Genomic DNA, 23,886 nt, shown 5'->3' with positions numbered 1-23,886 from the left:
ATGACTGATCATACAACCCAAAATAGTTTCGTCGACAAAGACAAGTATTTGGCGTTTGAGCTCAATCATGCGTCGTACTCCATTAATATTTCATTAGTAAAAGAAATTATGGAGTATATTGAGGTGGACCCGATCCCAATGGCGCCAGAATTTATCATTGGTGCCATTAACTTACGCGGCGAGGTCATCCCGGTTTTCGATCTGTCTTTGCGACTTGCAAAGCAACCACAAGAAATCACTAATAGAACATGTATCATCATTGCTGAATGTCAATTTAACGCCCAAGAAATTACCATTGGGCTCAAAGTCGACATGGTTACAAAAGTGTTAGATATATCAGGCGCAGATATAGATAGTGTGCCAAGCATCGGCGGTCAATTTCACAGCCGCTTTGTACTCGGTCTTGCCAAACTACCAGACAAACTCATGACCATTTTAGATATCTCAAAAATACTCACATTAGACGACATCAAGTTAATAGAAGATCTCAATAATGCTGAGTTAAGTGAAAGTGAGCAGACTGATGAAGCTTGTGAGGACAGTCCGACACTTGAAAGCGCTACTGATGAAATACCAGATGAGGTAAATCATGAATGATAGTCACCAAGAGATTGCCCATATACAACAAAAAGGCGAACTGAGATATTTATTTGTCAAAGTAGGTCATGATCACTTCGGGATCCCTATTGATTCTGTCAAAGAAGTCATTGAACTTGTAGACACTACCATGGTGCCTATGTGCTCCGATGTTATCCGTGGTGTCATTAACGTTCGCGGTAGCGTCATACCCGTATTGGATTTGCAAAGTCGGCTAGGCCTCAAGTCTACAACCCCCTATGATAAATACAGTTGTATTGTATTATATGATTTCTTTGACCAATCCCTTGAAGAATCTATGACGCTTGGCATGTTAGTTAATAGCGTTGTATCCATCGAGTTTATCGATTTAAATAAACTTGAATCATCCCCCTCTTTTGGCTCTAACATTCCAAGGCACTTTGAATGGAAGATGGCAAAAATCAATAACAAGCTCACCACGTTATTAGACATAAAGAGAGTGCTCAATGTGAATGAAATAAACTCCTCACTAAAACATGAGCAAGAACAGTTTTTTATAGATTACTGCCAAAGGTAAACATGGCCAATGGCGATCAGTAAGCTCGAGTTTAATCAATTAAATAGAGTGCTTGATGAACATACAGGGATACGGTTGAATTCATCAAAATCGGATATCATGGCCAGTAGACTAAGCTCACGCTTAAGGGCCACTAAATGCCAGACACACAATAAGTATTATCAGTTAATCATTAGCCCTGATGGCAAAAAAGAACTTGATATCTTCATCGACAAGATGACAACACACGAAACCTATTTTTTTCGTGAACAATCTCAATTTGAATTTTTATATCAATACTTTAGAGGAAAGAACAGTCGCCAAGTTCCGATTAAAGCGTGGAGTGCAGCAGCATCTACAGGTGAGGAAGCCTACTCTATCGCAATGGTGCTAGATGACTTGTTTTACGGCGGAAACTGGTCTGTGACTGGCACAGACATTTCCCCTACAGCGGTTGAAATGGCAAAAGAAGCCTGCTTTGCCATGTCCACATCACAAAAAATACCTAAAAAATACCGTCGGGCCTACTGCCTCAAAGGCGTTGATCACAATGAAGGGACATTTACAGTCAATAAAGCCATCAAAAGTCACTGTACTTTCTATGTTGATAATTTGCTACGTCTAAAAAATGTAGACTATTCTTTTGATATCATATTTTTACGTAATGTCTTAATTTACTTCGATGAAATCAAGCAAAAAGCCATTGTTGACAACATAATACATCGATTAAACCATGGCGGTTTGTTATTTTTAGGGCATTCTGAGTCACTCAGAAAAAAGCGCCCTGGACTGGAGTTAATTCAGCCCTGTATCTATAAAAAGGTTAGGTTATGATTAGCGTGTTTATCGTCGACGACTCTGCGGTAATGCGGCAACTCGTGGGTGAAATAATCAAGCATGATAGAGAGCTTAAATTGATTGGTTCGGCACCAGATCCTTTGCTGGCTGAGCGGAAAATGAAACTCTGTTGGCCTGATGTTATATTGCTGGATGTAGAAATGCCAAAAATGGATGGCATTACATTCCTGAAAAAAATCATGCAAGAAAAGCCTACACCTGTGATCATGTGCTCTGCTCTTACACAAAAACATACTGAAACCGCAATGGAAGCACTTGCTTCTGGCGCTGTAGATGTGATTGCAAAGCCCACTCAAGGTCTAACAGATTTCTTGAATAACCAAGGCATAACCCAAATTGTTGATGCCATAAAAGCAGCAGGTAAGGCTAAAGTTAAGCCCATGCGTTACCTCGCAGAAGAATCAGTCAGGCACAATCATACCGTAGATGAGGTGTTACCCGCAGCTTCACCTGATGAACTAAAGCCTCCCATAACGCACGACAAGGTCATTGCCGTCGGTGCATCAACGGGTGGCACGGAAGCCCTCACTGGCTTTTTATCTCTCCTGCCGCCTGATACTCCGCCCATAGTGATCGTTCAGCATATGCCTAGCAAATTCACCCATGCGTTTGCACAACGGTTAAATACGGTTACTCGCCACACTGTGGTTGAAGGCGAAAATGCGATGCGCCTGAAAGCTGGTTATGTGTATATCGCTCCCGGTGGTAAGCACATGTTGGTAAAACGTCAAGGTAGCGACTACTATTTAGAAGTACGGGATGGCCCGTTAGTAAGTCGACATCGCCCCTCAGTGGATGTGTTGTTTAGATCAGTTGCACAATCTGTTGGCCGTAACGCCATTGGCGTCATTCTAACAGGTATGGGTGATGACGGTGCCTCAGGTATGTTAGACATGAAGCAGGCTGGTGCTATTAATTTTGCCGAAAGTGAAGCTAGTTGTGTTGTTTTTGGTATGCCAAAAGAAGCAATTGCAAGAGGCGCTGTAGATAAAGTCTTTTCGCTCAGTAATATCCCGTATCAAATTTTAAAAGTGTTAAGGTGTTAGCTATGCAAAAAAGCCTGTTAGAACTGCTAAGTATCATCTACGTTGCTTATGAACAAGATGGTACTATCACAGGAATTTCTGATAAAGCCAGTAATTTAATAACACTCAGTGTGGGTGATAATATTGTCAATTGCCCTACTTTAAAATTTTTTGATGAAGACTTTAACGACTTAGAAGCAAAGAAGGTGCTTTTTGAATCTTGTTTTGATCAGCTCGAACTTGGTGTGAGTGTTGATAATAGTAATGTACATTGGGTGAGATTTAGTTACACGAAAAAGAATGAACTTACCTTTGTTAAGGTCGACTTAATTGAAGAGCTAGTCGCGATTAGACGCTTAAATAAACAACTGGCCATCAGAGACCCTCATACCGGATTACTATACCGAGAAGCATTTATTGCAAAGGTACAGGAACTGGATACACCTGGAGTCATGTGTTGTATTCGAATATGTAATTATCAACGAATATCTGAGGTTTGGAATATTGGCGTCGCAAACTTAGTTTTTATGGAAGTGTTATCACGTTTTCAAGGCGAATATGAACAAGGGATATTTTCCAAACACTCATCCGATTGCTTCTGCGTATTCATCCCTAACTCATCCCCAATCAATATTGAAGCCCTTTACAACCACCTTAACGAGCCATTCGAATTTAACGACAGTAGTTTCTACAGTAATGTCGCCCTTGGTTATTACAAGGAACTAGGTAAAGACGATCATGAGCTGAGCCTCAACAAGGCTGAAATGGCGACTTTTGACGTACTGTCGGAGAAGTTAAGACTCGTCGAATTTCAGGAAGGGTTAGCGCGGCAAATTGAGCGACAGAACAAAATAGAAACCGCCCTAAGAGACGCTCTGCACAATGAAAACTCTAACAATACCTTCAGCGTCGTATTACAGCCATTGCATGATACTAAAACAGAGTGTTTAATCGGTGCCGAGTGTTTAATGAGGTGGACGCTAGACGGTCAACCAGTCTCACCTGTTGAATTTATTCCGATTGTTGAAAGTACCGGCGACATCAACAAACTTACCATGTTCACCCTCTCACAGATAAAAGAAGCTAAAGACAGGCTCAGAAGTGAAGGGATAGAGCCTAAAAACTATATGTTCGCTATTAATATTAGCGTGGTAGAAATATTAGATGTGAACTTTGAAAACAAATTGCTAAGCGCATTGTCTGAATACAAAATTGATCCTCGTTGTATCAAACTTGAACTGACAGAATCAGCGTTGATTGACAACTTTTCATACGTCAATGAAGTGCTTGTTTCACTGCAGGGTAAAGGCTTTCTCATTTCAATCGATGACTTTGGTACAGGCTTCTCCAGCTTAAACTATCTTTGTAAATTACACTTCGATGAAATTAAAATAGACCGCTCATTTGTCACGAACGTTGTTAAAGATGGTAAATTGCAGTCAGTCTTCAACTCGATTGTTTCATTGGCAAAAAACCTTGATAAGCCACTGGTTGCTGAAGGAGTCGAAGATATGGAACAAATGATTTATGCTAAAGCGAAAGGCGTGCAATATGTTCAGGGCTACTACTACAGTAAACCGCTCCCTATTGACGCCTTTGTTGAATATGTTTTAGAGGACAAGTCAAGCTATTTACATTTTGAAAGCTAGTCCAATACTGCCAAATTACCCACCACCAAGTACGCGTGCGGGCTCAACTTTAGTTGCCTGCCATGCTGGATAGATACTAGAAATTACTGATATAAACACCGTTGCCAACAAGACGATAACAATGTCAGTCATATCTAGTTTGCTCGGTAAAAACTCGATAAAGTATACCCCCTGCAATGGGTTACTCCCATCAATAGATGTCCAAAGCATGAATAGCTCTGAAATATTGAGCGCGATGAGTGTACCAACTAGCAAACCACAAAAAGCACCTACTAAAGCATAACTTAGCCCTTGCACGGCAAATGTCATAAAAATAGTGCTGTCTCGCGTACCCATGGTTTTTAAAATAGCGATGTCTGCTTGTTTTTCTTTTACTTCCATCACCATAGAAGAAATAATATTAAAACTGGCAACCGCGATGATTAAAAACACAACTAAGTAAACGATAGTTCTAACCATTTGAATATCTTGATACAAGCTACCTTGTGTTCTAAACCAGCTTTGTACGTAAACAAGGTCCGGCAATGCACGGCCTGCACTCATCGCAATTTGATGCGCATTGAATACATCATCGACTGATAGCCGTAGTCCTGTAACAGTTGTACTGTCCAGTGACAAAGCCTGTTGGACTTTATCTAAACGTACTATGGCAAGATTTTTGTCAACTTCCCCACCCATAGAAATAAGCCCTACCACATTAAATGACACACGTTTTGGTGCCGCTAATGCATTTTTAGCGTGCTGATTAGCAATTAGAACAGTGACTTTATCACCTTGACTTACACCTAATTGTGTTGCAATACCTTTACCCAGAACAATCTCATTCTCACCTAAGTTCTCTAGTTTAAGCGGGTTGATATAACGATGGATGCTAGACACCTGATTATGTTTGCTTGGCTCAATTGCTTTTAACTGTGCAGCTTTCAACTTGCCTTTATACTGCACCATACCTGTGACATTTATCTCTGGTGTTGCACTCACAACACCTAACTGATGTTCGAGCAACTCTACCTTTTGAGGCCAATCCTGAATTGGCTCATAAGGTGCTTGATAACTGACATGTGGAACTACTGACAGTAACCGTTCCTTTAATTGCTGTTCGAAACCATTAATCACTGACAAAGCAACAATTAATACTGTCACACCCAAAAATACACCAATGGTTGATGCTTTACTCAAAAAGCCGATAAAACCAGTTTGATGCTTTGTTTCTCGTAATCGTTTGCTTAAAAACAGGCTAAGCATGCGTACGGCCACCTTCTTTTTGATACTCAACAAGGACACCGTCATCAAGTTGTACGACGCGTCCTAGCTTTTCGGCAAGCTCAAGGTCATGCGTCACGATTACAAAACTGGTATCAAACTCTTTGTTTAATTCATTCAATAGCTCATAAATTTTAAGTGCATTATGCTTATCCAAATTACCAGTTGGCTCATCAGCAAGTACCAAAGAGGGCTTAGTTACGAGCGCTCTGGCTATTGCAACACGCTGCCTCTCTCCGCCTGATAACTCTGAAGGGCGATGGTCAATACGGTGACCAAGTCCTACTTTTTCAAGCATTTTCGCAGCTTCATTTTTAGCATCTTGCTTCGGTTTTCCACCAATCAACAATGGCATCGCAACATTTTCTAATGCACTAAAATCCATTAACAAATGATGAAATTGGTATATAAACCCCATATGTTGATTTCGAAAGTCCGCTTGCTTGGCTCGTGACAATGTCTGCACATCAGTGCCTTTAATTCTTAATGTTCCCTCTGTTGCAGAATCAAGAGTACCCAAAATGTGCAACAAAGTACTTTTCCCCGAACCTGAACTACCCACAATCGAGAGCGTTTCTCCTTGTGCTAGAGATAAATTCACACCTTTGAGCACGGAAACTTGATTGCCTGCCTCTTGGTATGACTTGTTGAGTGCTTGGCATTGGATCACAGGATCATTCATATCTTAAAACCTCAGCAGGCATCACTTTCGCTGCTTTTTTCGCAGGATAAAGTGTTGCTAAAAAACTTAATAATAAACTGGTAAAAATAATAAAAGACAAACTAACGCTATCGAATTTTACAGGCAGTTCCATCCCCCCTAACAGCGATAACCCAATAAGGCTTAGAACTTCATTGATATTTGCAGCAAGTAATAAACCACATACCGAGCCAATAAACGTCCCCACAAGCCCGTTATATAAACCTTGGACCATAAATACCTGAGCAATTTTACTTGGCGTAAACCCTAGAGTTTGTAATATAGCCACTTCACCTTGCTTCTCACTGACCATCATAGAGAGCGCAGATATAATATTGAATACAGCGACCACCACAATCAACGCAAGTAATAAAGACATTACACGCTTCTCCATCGCCACTGCGGCAAATAAAGCCCCCTGCTGAACTTGCCAATCTTGATAATGAAACTCAGATAACAGCTGTTTATTACTCGACTTAAAATCAGATACTGAAAACGCGTCATCTAACGTCAAACTCACATCGTATTTATTTGGTTGCTTTTTTAATAACTTCATAAGACTTGCGCCATCAGCAAAAGCCAATGTTGTATCCGCTTCACTTCGAGAGTTATATATTGCAGCTACAAAAAACAGCCTCTGTTTCGGTACTCGACCTAATGGGGTATAGCTGGTTATATCAGGGAAAATAACACGAACTTTATCCCCAATACTCACATCTAATTTGTTAGCTAAAAAACGGCTAACTGCCAATTGGTAAGGCTTCTTATGCATTGCACTTACGCTACCAGACTCTATATGCGGGTTTATTGCCGTTGGATAGCCAGAAAACGAGCCTTGCAATCTAACCCCAACAAGCTCTTTATTCGTTTGCAATATGACATCAGACGTGACGTAAGGTGAAGCGCGCTTCACACCAGGTAAAACTGATAATGTATTTAAGCTAGTTGCAGGTTGATTATTATCTTTTTCAGAGAGCTGTACATGTGGGATTAAATCAAGCATGGCATTTTTCAAGCTTTGTTCAAAGCCATTCATAACCGAATTAACTGTTATTAAAGACATTAATCCAAGTGCTATTCCCGCTATCGAAAAAAATGATATAAAAGAAACAAACGCATTTCCCTTGGAAGAACGACTATATCTAAGCCCGACAAAAAGGCTAACCGATTGAAACATATTAAAATTTATTTCTTTAAACTCTTCTAATTGGGTAATGCTAACACAGATGAGATCCACTGGTCACACCTTGATGTGTAAAAATTTTTTAATTATCCGCTACTTAATGTCTCGAATTGGTGTAAAATGCGTGAAATCTTGCGGTATGGAAGTTCTATGTTATCCCTAGACAGATTTAAGCATATGAATTTAAAGGGGGATTTATTCGGTGGTGTGACCACTGCTATTATTTCTCTCCCCTTAGCCCTCGCCTTCGGGGTAGCTTCTGGTGCCGGTGCAGAAGCAGGAATGTGGGGCGCTATTCTCGTCGGTTTCTTTGCTGCCTTATTTGGCGGTTCTACCTCTTTGATTTCTGAGCCAACAGGTCCGATGACGGTTATTATGACCGCTGTTCTGACCACTATGATGGCACAGTACCCCGAAAATGGACTTGCAATGGGCTTCACTGTTGTAATGATGGCTGGGGCATTTCAAATACTACTCGGCACATTAAAACTCGGTAAATACGTAACTTTAATGCCCTACAGCGTTATATCTGGCTTTATGTCAGGGATAGGCGTCATACTCATCATATTGCAGCTTGCCCCTTTACTGGGCCATCAAGCGCCTGCAGGAGGTGTGTTAGGCACATTAAGTGCACTACCTAACCTTCTCTTTGATTTACATTTTGCCGAACTATTTTTGGGTATTTTAACGCTCGGTATCTTGTTTTATTTACCACAAAAATATCGCCAATATGTGCCAGCCCAACTGGTTGCCCTAGTTGCTGTAACGTTAGTCTCTATCATACTTTTTGATACTGACAGCATAAGCAGAATTGGTGAAATACCTAGTGGCTTACCGTCAATTGTGTGGCCAACCTTCACTGCCGAACAGTTTACTTCAATGGTGATTGATGCACTTGTCCTAGGCACATTAGGTTGTATTGATACACTACTCACTGCGGTAATCGGTGACAGCTTGACTCGGACTGAACACGACTCCGATAAAGAATTGCGTGGCCAAGGCGTTGCAAATATGATCTCAGGTTTATTTGGCGCATTACCAGGCGCAGGTGCAACAATGGGCACTGTCGTCAATATTCAAGTCGGTGCGCGCTCGCCCCTTGCTGGTATTATTCGCGCACTGATCTTAATGGCTGTTGTCTTTGTTGCGGGCGGTTTAACTGAACCAATTCCGATGGCAGTACTTGCCGGTATCGCCGTTTATGTAGGCTACAACATATTAGATTGGAGCTTCATCCAACGAGCCCATAAGTTAAGCATTAGCCAAATGGCTATTATGTATGGTGTAATGCTATTGACCGTATTTGTTGATTTAATCGTTGCTGTTGGCTTGGGCGTGTTTATCTCTAACATCATGGTCATTGAGCGATTAAGTCGAGTACAAGAACAGCATGTTAAAGCCATAAGTGACAATGACACTGATGAAGAAGTACCATTAAGCAATCATGAAAGAGCCTTACTAGAAAAAGCACAAGGCAAATTACTGTTTTTCTATCTCTCTGGACCAATGATTTTCAGTGTGTCAAAAGCCATTGCGCGACAGCACAGATATATCAGTGAATACAAAACCATGGTATTGGATTTAAGTGACGTTGCTATGCTAGACGTCACAGTAAGTTTAGCAATTGAAAATGCGATCACCGACGCAGTTGATGCTAATGTTCAAGTTTTTATCTACTCTCCCAACCAAGAGACGAGTGAAAAGCTTAACAAGATTAATATCCGTGAAAAGCTCGGTACCGATGCTTTCTGTCATAGTCGTGAGGCGGCACTTAACAAAGCGCTTGAAGCCATGTCAATATCAACAACACAGAGCTAGTTTGACTTCAAACCATCGGCAATAAATTCAAGCAGTTCTCTGACTGAAGTTGGTAAATATCGTCTGGGTGGGTACACCGCCCAGATGCCTTCTGACTCCGGTCTGTACGTATTCAGTACTTCCACCAGCTCTCCCTGTTCAATGGCTTCCGTTAAATAATAATGAGGTAACTGCGCTAACCCTAACCCTTGTTTGGCAGCGTCAACCAATGCCCAACCACTGTTGCAACGAAGTCTGCCTTTCACACTCATTTGGCGCTCTTTACCGTCATCTATAAAGCGCCAAACACTGGATTGGCCAACCAAACAAACATGTTGTTCTAGATCTTTGATGTGCTTTATCGGTGTCGTTTTAGCTAAATATGCTGGAGAACCGCACACCAAGGTTTGCCGATGTGATAGTAACCTTGCCCTCATTGACGAGTCTTTCAAGTTCCCCAATCGAATCGCAAAATCAAACCCCTGCTCTATCAAATCAAGCTTGTTATTATTGAGCTCCATATCAATTTGTATATTCGGATACAAAGCCATAAATTCGTTGACCAACGGCATAATATATTGCTCACCATACATCACAGGCGCGGTCATTTTTATTTTACCTGCTGGCTGGCTATCTCTCTGTCGCAGTGCTGAAGTTGCATCATCCAATGCATGTTGTAGGTGTTTTGCATGAGATAAAAAGACATTTCCTTCTGTTGTTAAAGACAGTTTCCTTGTCGTACGATTTAATAATTGGTAACCAAGTGTACTTTCAAGGGTTTTAACCCGACGGCTAACTTGTGCAACAGAGGTATCGAGTTGCTCCGCAGCGCCTGTGAAAGAGCCATAGACTGCGACTGCTACAAACTCATCTATTCCAATCCATCTATCCATTATTACAAATCCGTAAAAGTCTTTTATTATTTTCGAGATTATCAAAATTCTAATAAAGGTTATACTTAAGCTTCTCTATAAATTAGGAAAACAAGAACATGGCTCAATTTATTAAATCTAAAGCCGCCATCGCGTGGGGCCCAGGCAAGCCACTCAGCATCGAAGAAGTCGATGTCATGATGCCTCAAGCTGGCGAAGTATTAGTTAAAATTACTGCAACGGGCGTATGCCATACAGATGCATTTACGCTGTCAGGAGAGGATCCTGAAGGTGTGTTTCCTGCAATTTTAGGGCACGAAGGCGCAGGTATCGTTGAAGCCATCGGTGAGGGCGTGACGGGTCTAGAGATAGGCGACCATGTTATCCCTCTTTACACGCCTGAGTGTGGTGAATGTAAATTCTGTACTTCAGGCAAAACCAACCTTTGCCAAAAGATAAGAGAGACACAAGGTAAAGGTCTGATGCCTGACGGCACGACTCGCTTCTACAAAGATGGCGAGCCAATCTACCATTACATGGGTACTTCGACCTTCTCTGAATACACTGTATTACCTGAGATTTCTCTTGCCAAGGTTAACAAAGAAGCGCCTCTTGAAGAGATCTGTCTACTTGGATGTGGCGTTACAACTGGTATGGGTGCTGTACTAAATACCGCCAAAGTGCAAAAAGGTGACACAGTTGCTATTTTTGGTCTTGGTGGCATTGGTTTATCCGCGATCATTGGTGCCACAATGGCTGGTGCAAGCCGTATCATTGGTGTTGATATCAATACAGATAAATTTGAGCTTGCTACCAAGCTTGGCGCAACTGATTTAATCAACCCAAATGACTATGACAAGCCGATTCAGGAAGTCATTGTTGAAATGACCGATGGCGGCGTAGACTTTTCATTCGAGTGTATAGGTAACGTTAACGTGATGCGCAGCGCATTAGAATGCTGCCACAAAGGCTGGGGGGAATCAGTTATCATCGGTGTGGCTGGTGCTGGCCAAGAAATTTCAACTCGCCCTTTCCAGCTTGTTACTGGACGCGTTTGGCGTGGTACAGCTTTTGGCGGTGTAAAGGGCCGTTCAGAGCTGCCTGAGATAGTTGAAAGATATATGGCTGGTGAGTTTAAACTCAATGACTTTATTACTCATACCATGGCGTTGGATGACATCAATGATGCATTTGATTTAATGCACAAAGGTGAGAGCATTCGTTCAGTTATCCATTACTAAAAAGAACATTAAAAGCGGTAAATTAACATGCGCCGCTTTTACCATTCTATAACTCATATTTTAAGTTGCGTAATATATGGAATTAATCAGCGAAAACAAAGTATTTGGTGGCATACATCAACGCTACAAGCATCAAAGTGCCTGCAACAATTGTGAAATGACATTCGCAATTTTTTTGCCAAAACCAGTCGATGCAACCGGTAAATTACCAGTGTTGTACTGGCTTTCGGGACTTACATGTACCGATGAAAACTTCATGCAAAAATCAGGAGTGTTTAAGTATGCGAGCGAACATGGTATCGTCATTGTTGCACCTGATACCAGCCCTCGTGGCGATACCGTTGCTGATGATGAAAACGGCAGCTATGATTTCGGACTTGGCGCTGGCTTTTATCTAAACGCGACCCAAGTGCCCTACTCTACTCACTATCGTATGTATGACTATATCGTCAGTGAACTTCCCAAGCTGATCGAGTCAAACTTTTCAGTATCAAACAAAAAAGCCATCAGTGGGCACTCTATGGGTGGACACGGTGCGCTGACCATTGGCCTAAAAAACAGTAAGCAATATGAAAGTATTTCTGCATTTGCTCCAATTACAAATCCAATGGACTGCCCTTGGGGGGTAAAAGCATTCACAGGTTATCTAGGTGAAGATGAATCTCTTTGGGCTCAATACGATGCAACCAAACTTATGCTAGAAAACACTGCTGATAGAAAGATACCTATCAAGATAGACCAAGGTGGTGATGACGTGTTTCTAACCGAACAGCTTAAGCCCGAATCATTGCTTAACGCAGCTAAAGCTATTGGTTACAAAATCGATTATCAGCTTCACAACGGATACGATCACAGCTATTTCTTTATTAGCTCTTTCATTGAGCAACATGTTCAATTCCACGCTCAATATTTAAAATCATAAAAACAAAAAAAGGCGCTACTCCCTAGCGCCTTTGTTGCTTAACATTAATTCTATTTGCTGATATCTGCATACTGGTTATTTCCAGTTAGCTTGATCGCCTCTTCAAAACCTGGAATTTGTAACTCGTGTTGATCGATAGTCAACTGAGACTCATTAACCATACCGTTACCAAAACGATAAATCAGCTCATACTTCCCTAAATCGGCCGCTTGCTTGTAAGTTTGCTGGCTCTCAATGGTCTTTGCTAGCTTCTGCTGATATTGCGTTATCACGGCTTCTCCATGACGTTTAGCCAACAGACCTGCTGTTACTTTTGGAGAAAATACAGTTGCAGTCGCATTGTTACCACCGAATCCTTTGGAATTAATGAACGCAATATCCATCTCACCACAATCATAGTGATAATTACGAATATCTAGATGTTCATCAAATACATCATCAGCAACTTTATCAATTGTTGTGATACCTGGCATAATATTGTGACTAAATACGCCAAGCGCGATGGCCAACTGATCACCCGATGCTGGTGCAATTGTATGACCAACATAGGCTTTCGGCGCTGCAAGTTTCCAACCGTTGATTGAAAATGCTTCAGCAACTTTATGATAGATAGCCGATTCAGTTACACGGTTTTGCGGTGTGCTAGAACCATGTGCCAAAATAAAGCTGCGTTTTTGCAAAGATTCCTGGCCAACAATTTCTTGGGCCAATGCAACAGATTTCGCCATTGTAATATAGTTGCCTGGACCAGGTGCAGTGATAGACTTTTTAACGCCGTCGGCATTTACAAACACATCAACCACCGATCCCATCACCTCTGCGCCTAGCTCCAAAGCGAGTTTGTCATCCATTAGAATTGCAACTTGAGCACCTTCTCCGATAGTGAAACCACAGTTTTCTCCAAATGGACGACTCGTTCTACGGTGGTCAACTTTGTCTGCGTTATCAAGCTTTTTTAAACCTTCTTCGTTTGCAAGTGCTCCCATGTTGCCAAAGCCTTCAATGACTTCTGGTGTCAAAGCACATTCAACACTGGCGACAACAGCCACACGTGTACGACCTGCTTGGATATCATTTACTGCTGCGCGTAAATTATATAAGAAAGTTGCGCAAGCGCCCGCTGTTGAAAAAGTAGTGCCAACACTGCCCGTCACATAAGCATTAATGAAGTCTGTAGACATGGTATTTAAACCAAGCGCTAGTTGCTTAGTGCTCACACGATCGCCTCTTAAGCGGCTTCTCACTAGACCACCTAGTCCTTCGTTGTCCATTTGACCAGCAACCGATGCTGAATAAGTACCAATCTCATCAGGCTTAACGCTAGACATTACGTTTTCCCAGTCAAGGCCTGTTGATTTAATCGCATCAGTCGCAGCGAAGATAGTTGCTTGTAAACCTCTAGGCTGATAGCGGCTGTTATACATTTTTGCAGGTTCAAAACCCGTTGGTAACTGACCAGCTGCTTTTATCGGGTTATCTCTGTAGCTGTCATGTTTTACTTCAAGTTGCTCAGGTACATGCACATTCACCGTTTTGGCATCAACTTCCTCAACTGACCAACTGCTTGGTACTGGTGTCGGTAAGTCTCTTTTACGACAAGTGAAGCGAAGACCTTGCTCTGTATTGGCTGTAATGGTTAACTTTTGCTGCCAATGTGTAGCATCAACATCAAAGTGGTTCTTTTCTATTTTACGAATTAATGTACCAGCAATAACCTGATCACCTACTTTGCTTTCAACATCTGCTTTGGTAATCACTTCACCATCTTGTGTGATCAAGTTTTCCCCATCTACAGAAACTAAATTCATTAACGTAGCGAGACCTAAAAAGGTATCAGCTCTGTCATTCTGATCTAGTTTGTCCAGAACGATTCTGCGATAGGCTTGGTGAAAAGATGTTCTACCTGCGGCATTAATACCACCCATACCGACAATAATAGGTAATGCTGTCATACTTAACTCTTTAATACTTATTTGTTGCAATAATTCTAGAATGAAGTAGATAATATAGCTTTACATAATTCGCCACTGAATTGACATTTTTCGCCAAAAAACAAAATACGCTGAAATATATGGAAAAAATTAAAATTGCCCTTAGCCTATACGAACAATTATTGATCACCAGTATTACCTTGCCTATTGAAATGTTGCGAGCTGGCGAAGCTTACGCGAAACGGCATAACAAAGGCGCGTTCAAACCCTTAGATATTCATTGCCTAAGTGAAAATGGTGCTCAAATAGAGACTAGCATTGGCATCAGCATGTCTGTTCAATCTAATTTTCAAACTCTAAAAAATTACGATTACATCATTGTGCCAAGTATTTGGAGAAACCCTCGACCTGTTGTGATGCGTAACCCCAAACTTGCAAAAAACTTGGGCGATGCTTGGGAGCAAGGTGCCACCATCATAGGTGTTGGTACCGGTGTGTGTTTCCTGGCAGAATCTGGTATTTTAAACGGCCACTCTGCTACTACCCACTGGCACTATGCTAATCAATTTACAAAAAGCTATCCTAACGTAGACTTAAAGCCAGATTATTTCATTACACAGTCAGACCGACTTTACACGGTAGCAAGCCTCAATGCGCTAGCTGATGTCATTGTACATTTAATAGGCCAGTTTTATGGTAAAGATGCAGCAAATCATGTCCAACAGAACTTTTCTCACGAAATTAGAAAACCATACGAAGAGCAAAGATATTTAGAAGGTGCCGTAGATAGGTATAGTGATGAACAAATTGCAGCAATTCAATTTTGGCTAAAAAACAATGCTAACTCAGTTGAGTCTTTGGCTTCAGTCGCACAACAGTTTGATATGAGCTACCGAAGCTTTAACAGACGCTTTAAAACAGCGACAGGGAAGACGGCTATCGCTTACCTACAAGAGGTTAGGTTGCAACAAGCTTGTGAACTACTAGCCTCTAGTAATTTAAGTATTCAAGAAATCGCGCTGACTGTTGGATTTAACTCACAGAGTCAACTATCACGTGCGTTTAAAGAGCAAATGAATCAAACACCGAGTTCATACCGTAAAATTGTCAGAAAAAAGCTATTTTCTTAGTGCAACTCGCGACCAAATCACATCCTGTTTATTAGGCATTTTGCTCGGTTGATTTTGTGCTTGAAAAATGGTCTTAAACCCCGTCTCTCTTGCTAGATTCAAAAGCTCCTCACAGCTTGTAGGAAAAACATGTGTTCCCACACCCGCAGGTCCATTTCTCAAGGAGATTGCACATACCCCGTTTAAACTTAATAACTCATACAGTCGGCGAATGCATCGTTTGCGTTCGTGATGGCTTAAATGGTGCCACACACCATCTAACAAAATAAAGTCGTAAACATGCTCTTTGGTATCAAGTAACTTTAAATCTGGTAGACTATCTTCTAACCACACAATTGGCATGCCTTCATAACGCACCTTGGCTTTATCTAAAAAAGCAGCCAATGGCTCTACCGCATCTACCTTGTAACCTAACTCACAAAGCGCTGCAGCATTTTGACCGACTCCACAGCCAGCATCTAATACCTTAGAACCTTGTATAGGTAAGAATGCTAAAAAATCTTGATTAATATCTTCAAATTTCAATCCAAAACTCGCATTGGCAAAAGATGAAACATTACTTTCATATCCACAAGTTCCAGGAACCATATATATCCTTTTAATTATGTTAAATAACGCCAAAAGTACAAAAGCTATATTTACTCTACTCTATTCTTTAAAAATAAAAGTACCTTATTACATCTAAAAATCTTATAAAATAATTATGGTAAGGGTTAGCAAAATTAGTTGCCCAATCAGTAGATACTAAAATTTTCTAACTAATACAAAACGAAACGTAATCAATAAAATTTAGGTAAAGCTCGCCACGTCAGTTACGAAATAAATTAAAAACTCATTTTAAATACATGCACAAGAAAAAAGGTATTTATAGAATTAACCAAACATATAGCATCTATAACCATTATTATTAAAATACATACCAATTAATTTCTATCATCCCTTCCAAGGTGGAAAAAGTCTATTTTAATAGTTTATATGTAAAAATAAGCACCCTTGAATTTAATATTATTTATACAGGTTTAATTTTTGAAGTGAGAGTATTTTCAAAGCATAAGAGAATATTAGAGGATCTCATCTATATAAAAGAAGCGCTTCGTGCCATTAAAGTCAAATTCGACTTCATCATCCAATTGCTTACCTTTTATTGCCTTGCCCATTGGAGATAGCAAAGTCACTACTAATATCTGAGTATCTAGAATTGTAATTTTTAAGCCTCCTTCCTGTGGCCCTATAAAATACCAATAACTGCTGCCCTGATCGTCACTCAGTTTAACTAAACCCCCCTCTTCCACTGACTTCGTATTTTCAGCCTTAAAAACGGACTCAAAAGCGCTTATTGCATTATGCGCTTGTTCTACTCGCTCACTTTGGCCTTCAGCTAAATAACCTGATTCAATACTCAAAGAATCATACTGCGTTTCTGCCGCACTTTGTTCATGGATCGCGTCTTGTCTTGCACTATTTGCTGCTTCCTGTGCTTCGTATAACTTTCTCTCCAGCGCCATCCTGAGTGCTTCAATAACAACGATTTTTTTCATTTTTTATCCAAACAAAAAAGGGCCTTTCAAGGCCCCTAAACTACTTTATCAGAACTGCTAGAACAAGGACTCAAAGCTTCCATCTGGAAACAAAATACCCGGAATGCCCCTAATAGTTCGTACGTCAGCGACAAGTTTATCACCAAAGTAGAATCCACCAGTATACAAATCTTTCTTTTTCTTAATGTCTACCCAATAGCCGTCTTTACCACGTACGATCACATTAATGTTTCCAACGAGATTTGTAACTGTAATTTCACTAACATGGTCACCAAGAATAAGAGAAATATCTGCGGTGGTGAAATTTGATAGGTCATCTGGCTCACCAGTCACTTGTATTCTAAGATCCTTTCCTCCATTAAGTGCCAACTCTAACTGTGCACCAAGGACAAGATCCATATCAGAACGAAGAGCCAACGGTGAACGTTCATTCGCATATAGTCGCAGTGGAGTTACTTGATTTGGTGTCGTTAGAACACCATCAACTGACAGAAAAGGGAGTATTGACTTTGTATTGCGAATGCTCAGATTTTGCCGTAGGTAATCAACATGAATGTCACCAGTCAAATCCGCATCCCCCTGTAAAAGCGTTATTTTTCCGGACGCATTTGCGACTCCAATAACTTCACTTGCATTATTAGGGTCGAAGCTCCCTTCGCTAACGATTTCAAATACATCGAATGTATATTTTAGTTTAGTACCAGGCTTTGATATTTCACCAACTCCAAGCCCCAATATTTTATCACCAAGAGTTGGGCTGATCCGCCATTCTGGCACTGAGATATCAACGTTCACTTCAAAACCTTGCCTTACTCCAGTTACAACCCACCTAAAGCCTCCCTCCGTTTGATAGTTAATATCCAAACCTGGCAAGGTATAATTTCCCGGCACCGAATTTTCAAAAGGAGAAACATGCTTAACAACATCACCAATGACCTCAAGCGCGATCAGAAATGCGTCTTGAGAGTCATCATTGACCAACTCTTCTACCTCTTCGAGTTTAACCTTCAGATCTTCACTGTATTGCTCATCTTGCAAGCGTAAAACACCAATAGCGTTTCGAACTTCGTTCATTAAATCATTGCTATATGGCTCAATTTCAGTATGTAGTTGTCTGCTTGAATCTACCCTAAGCAATTCATTTACTTCAATTAATACCTTTTCAGATACGCCTCGATACAAAGCATTGGTTTCTTCAGTAATGAGTATCTCGATTAGGTAGTCATTGGCAAGCTGCCTATAAGGAACTAACGCCGCACTGTTACCACTTAAGCCCTCCTCAATAGCATTAGCAAATAACTGGCTATCTTGCTTGTTTTGATTATGCTGATGCATGACATCGATATAAGTCATTACATCAGAAACATATTCTGCCTTTTGCTTACTCTGAATAGTACTTTGGGTTAGGTGATTGTTAGGCGCCGCTGTCAGAGACCAGATTGAGCTATCTAGTTTGGAAGCCGCTAATGCGCTATTAAAACTCGAGAATAATACTTGGTTAATACCTGGTACTGGTAGTGCGACTAGCTCAAAATGAACTTCTGCATTAATAGGTTCACCAAAATCGATTTCATTATTGCCATTCAGATCATTAGGGTCATTTAATAATGAGCGACCACAACCAGATAATATTGGGCATGTAACAGTATTACTATTTGGTGTATACATAAAGTTATACTGCCCGCTCACAGGAACTGTTAGCGCAAACTGATTCAACGAGTCTACATTATGGATCAGCTGTGAATTATCGCTGAGATTTGTCACTGTCACCTTACCACTTTTATCCACAAAATCAGGTGCATAAAAGCGCATATTAGCTTCAAAATTCTCAGTAGTATCATTGCCAAAGCCTGGTTGAATATCAGAGACTTGAGGGACATCAGCACCGCTTCCACCACAACCAGCTATCAATGCTATAAGCAAATATAAACCACTTACTTTTTTCATTATTATTCTCCTACAACACTAAACGGATAAACCAATTAATGTTTGCGTAGTGTGCGTCATCAAGATCTAATCGGTCTGTTTTGACAGAAAGCCCAAAATAGTCATTTGCAATACCTAACTCAACAGCCTTAGAGTTTGTCTCATACCCTGAAAATACCCGCCAACTATCATTAAAGTGGTAGTTTATATTTCCTTGTATAAAGGTATCTTTATAAAATCGGCGAGTGAATACATCGAATGATACACGGTTATTTAGGCGATATTGCACATCCAAGTAATATCTGGCGTCATGTTCAAAGGAATAATCTACTTCACGGCCAAATGCAGAGGTTCGTAATCGGATAGAAGGGGCTGTTTCGATACTGTCGCCTTGTTCAGTGAAAGGCACATCTGTCGTTAAACCATTGACAAAACCAACACCTGAATATTGTGTTTCATTGATTAAATCAAGCCCTTTGAAAGATAAAGTAAGGTCGTCATTGACTTGCCATTTGATGGCCAAATCAATCGAATACCCCTCGCCTTCAGGACTCTGTTCAGGAGTAAATGACTTAAACAAGATATCTTTCGAGAAAAAATATTGTGTTTGTAATGCGCCCTTTATTTCATCGCTAAAAACAGTCCCATCGACTACCGCATCTTGAAAATGCGCACTCTGATAGTAGGTGACCTTGGGTACAATCGTTAGAGACTCATCAAAAAAATCAAAGTCATAAGAAATAAATACGCCATGAGATGTGGATTGCTTTCCCTTCAGATAATATCGATAGTTCCTTTCCTCAAATGGTAAGTCGTTTTTTTCTAGATAAGTGAAAAGCGCAGTATCTGGGTCAAATTCAAGCGCATAGTTGTATCTGCTCTGAGCACCAACAGCAACGCCTTTATATTTCACTCCAAGCTCAAAAACATTAAATGTAAAGGCACTGTCACCCGATTTAAGCGGTTTATCAAACTCATCGAGAAAAGATTTAACGGGTTGTGCTTCTGTATATATTTCTGAGTCGAACGTGTTAATTATTTCAAAATCACTTGAATAAGTAGAGCTTGAGAAAAGTACTGTAAGAAGAAGTGCATTGGGTTTTGTCATCATTATTAGATCAAAGGCGGTAAAAACCGCCTTCCTTTATTATTGTAGAGAAAGATTAGTTGATGTTTTGCCCTAAGAAATCGATATCAGTGTAATCGATCACTTGTCCATCAACATACGTGACTCTAAATCCATTTGTGATCTCAATGACGTCGCCAACCTTAACTGGCGTCGTATCATTGTAAAGCGTAACATCACCAGTAAGTGGCCCGTCAGTATCAACTAAATTGACGTTGAATACATAGCCATTAAACTCATTTAGCATAATTTTAGCTAAACCAAGTTCATCATTGTCGTCTTCATTTTTAAGCGCAAAATCAGCTGTAAAAGAAAGGCCTTCGGTAACACCTGACATAACAATACTTGCATGTTCAGTCGCACCACTGACAAACAATGGGACGGCATTGCCAGCACTGTCGGTGGATGTCAGCTCTGATGCTAAAGTACCGTTAAATCCATACTGTCCATCAACAAATTCAACGATATTGAATGTCTTAGCACTAGAAGCATCAAAGTTTCTCGCGTCTTCAATTGTCGTTATGCTGCCGTCAATGAAAATCACAGAACATGACGCGTTTGGCTGTGCAACTACGTCTAAAGACCAACGTTCACATTCCGCCAAATCAGGGGATTTAACCAATACAGTTTGGCCATCAGTTGACTTTAATGTACCAGTCCAAGTCAAAATAATTTTACTTGTCGCGCCAGAATTAACCTGCGCGTTTGCTAGGATATGCTCATCACCCTGTGTATTCGTTAGCTCAACTTCATAGGTATCTGTATTGTAGCGGTAAGTCCATTCTGGGTAATTAGGCGCTGTCCCACTGTGAGAACCTGAGTCCAAATTTTGATCCCAAATATCTCTGACTACGTCATAAACCACTTCGCCGGCATTAAATACTGCATCCGCACCTTCTTTGGTGACAAATGCAATTGATGTCATTTTATCAGTGCCTGATTTGCCTCTCGCATTATCAGTCGCAGATGAGACACTACTATTTAAAGTTCGAATATCTGATTCAGTTGCTTTAAAAGTAGTTACACTTGCAGTCACTGCTTGCTGTATTGTCGTTGACTCAGTGACAAACTGCTGCGCTTCTGTTCGCTGCGCATCTGTCGTTGCCAGCGCTAAATATTCCTCAGCACGTGTTTTTGCAAGATCAACATCGCTTAAAATTTCAGCCGTCAATGCGTTTAACGCACTGAATTTATCAACAGCACTTTGTGAACTTGCCAATGCTGCTTCTAATGCTGTTAAATCTGTACCTGCGGAAGCGAATAAATTGGTCGCATCTGAAAATTGAGATTGAACATCAGCATTGGCTGTGTTGAATGTTTGCTCGCTTTCTTTAGCACGTTCAATCGCCGCTTCTGCAAGTACCTTCGCAGCACTTGATGCGTCATCCAGCAATGCAACTGCCTTTTCTCTCTCAGCATTTGCACCAGTTACCATGCTGGTAACATTTGAACTCAGTGAAGCCGTATTGTTTACAAGTGTCTGTGAATCAGTCGCTGCTGATTGTGCATCTGTAGTCAATGCTAACAGCCCCTCAGCACTTGCTAAAATCTGCCCAGCTCTTGAGACCAATACAACAGTATCTTGTTCCAGATTAGAGCTAACAAGCTCAGCGATGAAGTCATCAGCCACCTTCAAATAGTTCTCTTTCTCCTCTTGAGTTTGCGCAGTTTCACCTAAAGCTACTACTGCTTGCAAACCTGAAATCAACCCATTGTAGGTAACATTTAAAGAAGAAAGTTGTGTTTGAGATTGAGTCAAAGAAGCCAAAAGTTCAGTTAAGCTATCGTTAATTAGACTGCTGTCATCAGCGTTACACTCATCCCCCTCACAGCCCAGATCTTCAACTGCGTTTTTGGAATCTTCTGCAGCGTCTTCAAGCGCATTTTCGTCAGTTGCACCCGATTCAATGGCTTTATCTCGAGCATCTTTAGCTTTTTCAGCAAGCTCATTTAACGAGTCGTCATCAAGTTCAGGAGCGACTTCTTTCAAAGCAGCCTTTATCGCTTCGACATCACCACTTGCTATCGCTACAAATACAGTCGCTGTTTTGTTCACCTCTTCTTGAAGAGTGGCTGCAAGTTGAGCTACAGCTGCATCTTCACTGCCTTTAAAGCTGCCGTCAGTAACACCTTGTTTTAACGTGTCAAGCACAGTATCAAGCGAAGAGCTCCCGCCAGAATTAGACGCAATGTTTTGAAGTGTGGAGGCAACATTGATGAGTGCTAACGTGCCCGCATCAATAGTGTCCTCTGACGTTACATCGGTAAAATCAACAGCACCACCCAAAGAAATATCTCCAGATAACAACACGGCGTCTTTGGCAGCTTCTGGACCAAGTAAGAGTAGTAGCGTATTCAAACTAGCATCAGCCACAGTTTCAGAGCTTACGACGCCGCCGTCTTGCGACACTTTTTGTAATAACTCAGACGCCAAAGTTGTGAAAATTGTCGCATTTGCTGTATACGCCTTTGTCGTACCCTCAGCACCTTTAGCTTGGCGACTGGCTTGCGCTGTAATTTCTTTTACTACATTAAGCGTTAGGTCATCTTGATACCATTCGTCGAAATCAATTTTTGAGTTTGAGTTGACGTCATTTTCTGAGCTTGCCGAGAAATCACCGCATCCTAAAAGTGCATCGCACTTAATAAAGCCACTTGTTTTCGTTGTTTTAATCGTGATGTAGAGTGCACCGCTAAACTGTTGATCAATATAAAAACCATATGTACCATCATCGGCGGTCAGCAGTGACTGTGGACTCTCGCTTACTATTTGTGACTTGGCTAATTCGGCTGCAACCGCCTCACTCGTACCTGTTGCTGTTTTCTCAACTGTTACTAATTCACTTCTAAAAGCGACGTCAACCAACTCACCATTTTTTAATTCTTTTACAACGAGCTCTGCACCTCGGAGTGTTCCTTTAACAGCTTTACCAGAAACAAATACATTAAAATCAACAGAAGCAGTGCCTTCGATATTTGACGGTAGAGGCTCCACAGGAACCATACTTGAAGAGTCTTCGCTTTCAAAAAGACTACACCCAGATAACCCAAGTGTTAATGCGACTGAAACTGAAAGAGAGGAACGGTAAATTTTTTTATTCACCACAGGAGGCCTCCTTAAATGCCTTAGGATTTTTCTTTTAATTGTTTTAAGCGTAGTTGCTAAAGAGTAATTCTCTAGTATATAAGCAACTTTTTTCTAAAATTCTTGTTAATTAATTTGCACTTACCCTTCAGTAAACCGCTTTTAGATTTGCAATATCCTGACCAATAGAACACAAAAAAACAACAATCCAGAAACCAGAAGCATACACAAGCCACACAATGTTACTTATATGAAAACAAACTAATCAAAAAAAATCAACAAAACAATTAACTCTGCACATGAACAAAAACCATACACGCTTTTAAAGATAAATAAATACAATTAAAAACAATAATTTAAGTGAAAAAAATAAAATTGAGAAAGAATTATATTTTATAAATGTTGCAAAACACACAACCCAAAACAAAGAAGAGCAAAAACCACACAGAAAAGTTTATTTTTTGTTTATGCTACCATAATGACAACAATAAACTTTTGGCAATAAGCAAAAAATCGGAACGGATGT

The 23,886-nt window shown here is 40.7% G+C and carries 19 protein-coding genes; 9 read left to right on the top strand and 10 right to left on the bottom strand.

What is annotated here, in order from left to right; translation table 11 throughout:
• Genes S4054249_RS09310 through S4054249_RS09290 form a run of 5 tightly spaced genes read left to right on the top strand, consistent with a single transcriptional unit; the run spans position 1 to position 4,646 of the window.
• On the top strand, positions 1 to 597 hold the full coding sequence (locus tag S4054249_RS09310) for a chemotaxis protein CheW (RefSeq protein WP_080928312.1): 597 nt from the start codon (positions 1 to 3) through the stop codon (positions 595 to 597).
• Positions 590 to 1,135, top strand: a complete 546-nt coding sequence (locus S4054249_RS09305) for a chemotaxis protein CheW (protein WP_046355352.1) — start codon at positions 590 to 592, stop codon at positions 1,133 to 1,135. Before S4054249_RS09310 ends, S4054249_RS09305 begins: the two co-directional genes overlap by 8 nt.
• 9 nt (positions 1,136 to 1,144) lie before the next feature.
• A complete protein-coding gene (locus tag S4054249_RS09300; protein ID WP_046355353.1) occupies positions 1,145 to 1,948 on the top strand; it encodes a CheR family methyltransferase in 804 nt (267 codons plus the stop codon).
• Positions 1,945 to 3,018 (top strand): protein-glutamate methylesterase/protein-glutamine glutaminase, encoded by a 1,074-nt coding sequence (locus S4054249_RS09295; RefSeq protein WP_046355354.1) that lies wholly within the window; start codon positions 1,945 to 1,947, stop codon positions 3,016 to 3,018. The genes S4054249_RS09300 and S4054249_RS09295 overlap by 4 nt, the downstream gene beginning before the upstream one ends.
• 2 nt (positions 3,019 to 3,020) lie before the next feature.
• Positions 3,021 to 4,646 (top strand): bifunctional diguanylate cyclase/phosphodiesterase, encoded by a 1,626-nt coding sequence (locus S4054249_RS09290; protein ID WP_046355355.1) that lies wholly within the window; start codon positions 3,021 to 3,023, stop codon positions 4,644 to 4,646.
• Positions 4,647 to 4,661: 15 nt separating this feature from the next.
• Here S4054249_RS09290 and S4054249_RS09285 read toward each other — a convergent pair whose 3' ends face one another.
• From S4054249_RS09285 to S4054249_RS09275, 3 genes are read right to left on the bottom strand one after another with little or no spacing between them, the layout of a single operon-like run.
• Positions 4,662 to 5,891, bottom strand: coding sequence for a lipoprotein-releasing ABC transporter permease subunit (locus tag S4054249_RS09285; RefSeq protein WP_046355356.1), 1,230 nt, complete (start codon positions 5,889 to 5,891; stop codon positions 4,662 to 4,664).
• A complete protein-coding gene (gene lolD, locus S4054249_RS09280; protein ID WP_046355357.1) occupies positions 5,884 to 6,591 on the bottom strand; it encodes a lipoprotein-releasing ABC transporter ATP-binding protein LolD in 708 nt (235 codons plus the stop codon). The genes S4054249_RS09285 and lolD overlap by 8 nt, the downstream gene beginning before the upstream one ends.
• Positions 6,584 to 7,786, bottom strand: coding sequence for a lipoprotein-releasing ABC transporter permease subunit (locus S4054249_RS09275; RefSeq protein ID WP_046355413.1), 1,203 nt, complete (start codon positions 7,784 to 7,786; stop codon positions 6,584 to 6,586). Before S4054249_RS09275 ends, lolD begins: the two co-directional genes overlap by 8 nt.
• Positions 7,787 to 7,942: 156 nt before the next feature.
• Here S4054249_RS09275 and S4054249_RS09270 point away from each other — a divergent pair, with 156 nt between their 5' ends.
• Positions 7,943 to 9,610, top strand: coding sequence for a SulP family inorganic anion transporter (locus S4054249_RS09270; RefSeq protein ID WP_046355358.1), 1,668 nt, complete (start codon positions 7,943 to 7,945; stop codon positions 9,608 to 9,610).
• Here S4054249_RS09270 and S4054249_RS09265 read toward each other — a convergent pair.
• Positions 9,607 to 10,482 (bottom strand): LysR family transcriptional regulator, encoded by an 876-nt coding sequence (locus tag S4054249_RS09265; RefSeq protein ID WP_046355359.1) that lies wholly within the window; start codon positions 10,480 to 10,482, stop codon positions 9,607 to 9,609. The genes S4054249_RS09270 and S4054249_RS09265 overlap by 4 nt on opposite strands.
• 98 nt (positions 10,483 to 10,580) lie before the next feature.
• Between S4054249_RS09265 and S4054249_RS09260 the strand changes: the two genes are divergently transcribed.
• Together S4054249_RS09260 and fghA are read left to right on the top strand one after the other, a co-directional pair.
• Positions 10,581 to 11,702 carry an S-(hydroxymethyl)glutathione dehydrogenase/class III alcohol dehydrogenase gene (locus S4054249_RS09260; RefSeq protein ID WP_046355360.1) on the top strand — a complete coding sequence of 374 codons (1,122 nt, stop codon included), beginning with the start codon at positions 10,581 to 10,583 and terminating at the stop codon, positions 11,700 to 11,702.
• A 76-nt stretch (positions 11,703 to 11,778) separates the two neighbouring features.
• Positions 11,779 to 12,624, top strand: a complete 846-nt coding sequence (fghA, locus tag S4054249_RS09255) for an S-formylglutathione hydrolase (RefSeq protein ID WP_046355361.1) — start codon at positions 11,779 to 11,781, stop codon at positions 12,622 to 12,624.
• Between the two features lie 50 nt (positions 12,625 to 12,674).
• Here fghA and S4054249_RS09250 read toward each other — a convergent pair whose 3' ends face one another.
• The gene (locus S4054249_RS09250) at positions 12,675 to 14,576 is read right to left on the bottom strand and encodes a beta-ketoacyl synthase (protein ID WP_046355362.1); all 1,902 of its coding nucleotides are present in this window, start codon (positions 14,574 to 14,576) and stop codon (positions 12,675 to 12,677) included.
• A 119-nt stretch (positions 14,577 to 14,695) separates the two neighbouring features.
• Between S4054249_RS09250 and S4054249_RS09245 the strand changes: the two genes are divergently transcribed.
• On the top strand, positions 14,696 to 15,685 hold the full coding sequence (locus tag S4054249_RS09245; protein ID WP_046355363.1) for a GlxA family transcriptional regulator: 990 nt from the start codon (positions 14,696 to 14,698) through the stop codon (positions 15,683 to 15,685).
• Here the strand turns inward: S4054249_RS09245 and S4054249_RS09240 are convergent.
• From S4054249_RS09240 to S4054249_RS09220, 5 genes are all read right to left on the bottom strand, one after another.
• Positions 15,674 to 16,273 (bottom strand): class I SAM-dependent methyltransferase, encoded by a 600-nt coding sequence (locus S4054249_RS09240; RefSeq protein WP_046355364.1) that lies wholly within the window; start codon positions 16,271 to 16,273, stop codon positions 15,674 to 15,676. The two genes, S4054249_RS09245 and S4054249_RS09240, sit on opposite strands and share 12 nt — an antisense overlap.
• Positions 16,274 to 16,746: 473 nt before the next feature.
• Positions 16,747 to 17,223 carry a GreA/GreB family elongation factor gene (locus S4054249_RS09235; protein ID WP_046355365.1) on the bottom strand — a complete coding sequence of 159 codons (477 nt, stop codon included), beginning with the start codon at positions 17,221 to 17,223 and terminating at the stop codon, positions 16,747 to 16,749.
• A 57-nt stretch (positions 17,224 to 17,280) separates the two neighbouring features.
• Entirely contained in the window at positions 17,281 to 19,170 is a 1,890-nt protein-coding gene (locus S4054249_RS09230) for a hypothetical protein (RefSeq protein WP_046355366.1), read from the bottom strand.
• A 10-nt stretch (positions 19,171 to 19,180) separates the two neighbouring features.
• Positions 19,181 to 20,260: a hypothetical protein gene (locus S4054249_RS09225; protein ID WP_187301387.1), complete on the bottom strand. Its 1,080-nt coding sequence runs from the start codon at positions 20,258 to 20,260 to the stop codon at positions 19,181 to 19,183.
• Positions 20,261 to 20,312: 52 nt separating this feature from the next.
• On the bottom strand, positions 20,313 to 23,381 hold the full coding sequence (locus tag S4054249_RS09220) for a hypothetical protein (RefSeq protein ID WP_046355367.1): 3,069 nt from the start codon (positions 23,379 to 23,381) through the stop codon (positions 20,313 to 20,315).
• Between the last annotated feature and the right edge of the window lie 505 nt (positions 23,382 to 23,886).

It is taken from the genome of Pseudoalteromonas luteoviolacea (assembly GCF_001750165.1).
In the GTDB taxonomy this organism is placed as follows: domain Bacteria; phylum Pseudomonadota; class Gammaproteobacteria; order Enterobacterales; family Alteromonadaceae; genus Pseudoalteromonas; species Pseudoalteromonas luteoviolacea_G.
This window is presented reverse-complemented; position numbering and strand designations above follow the sequence as displayed.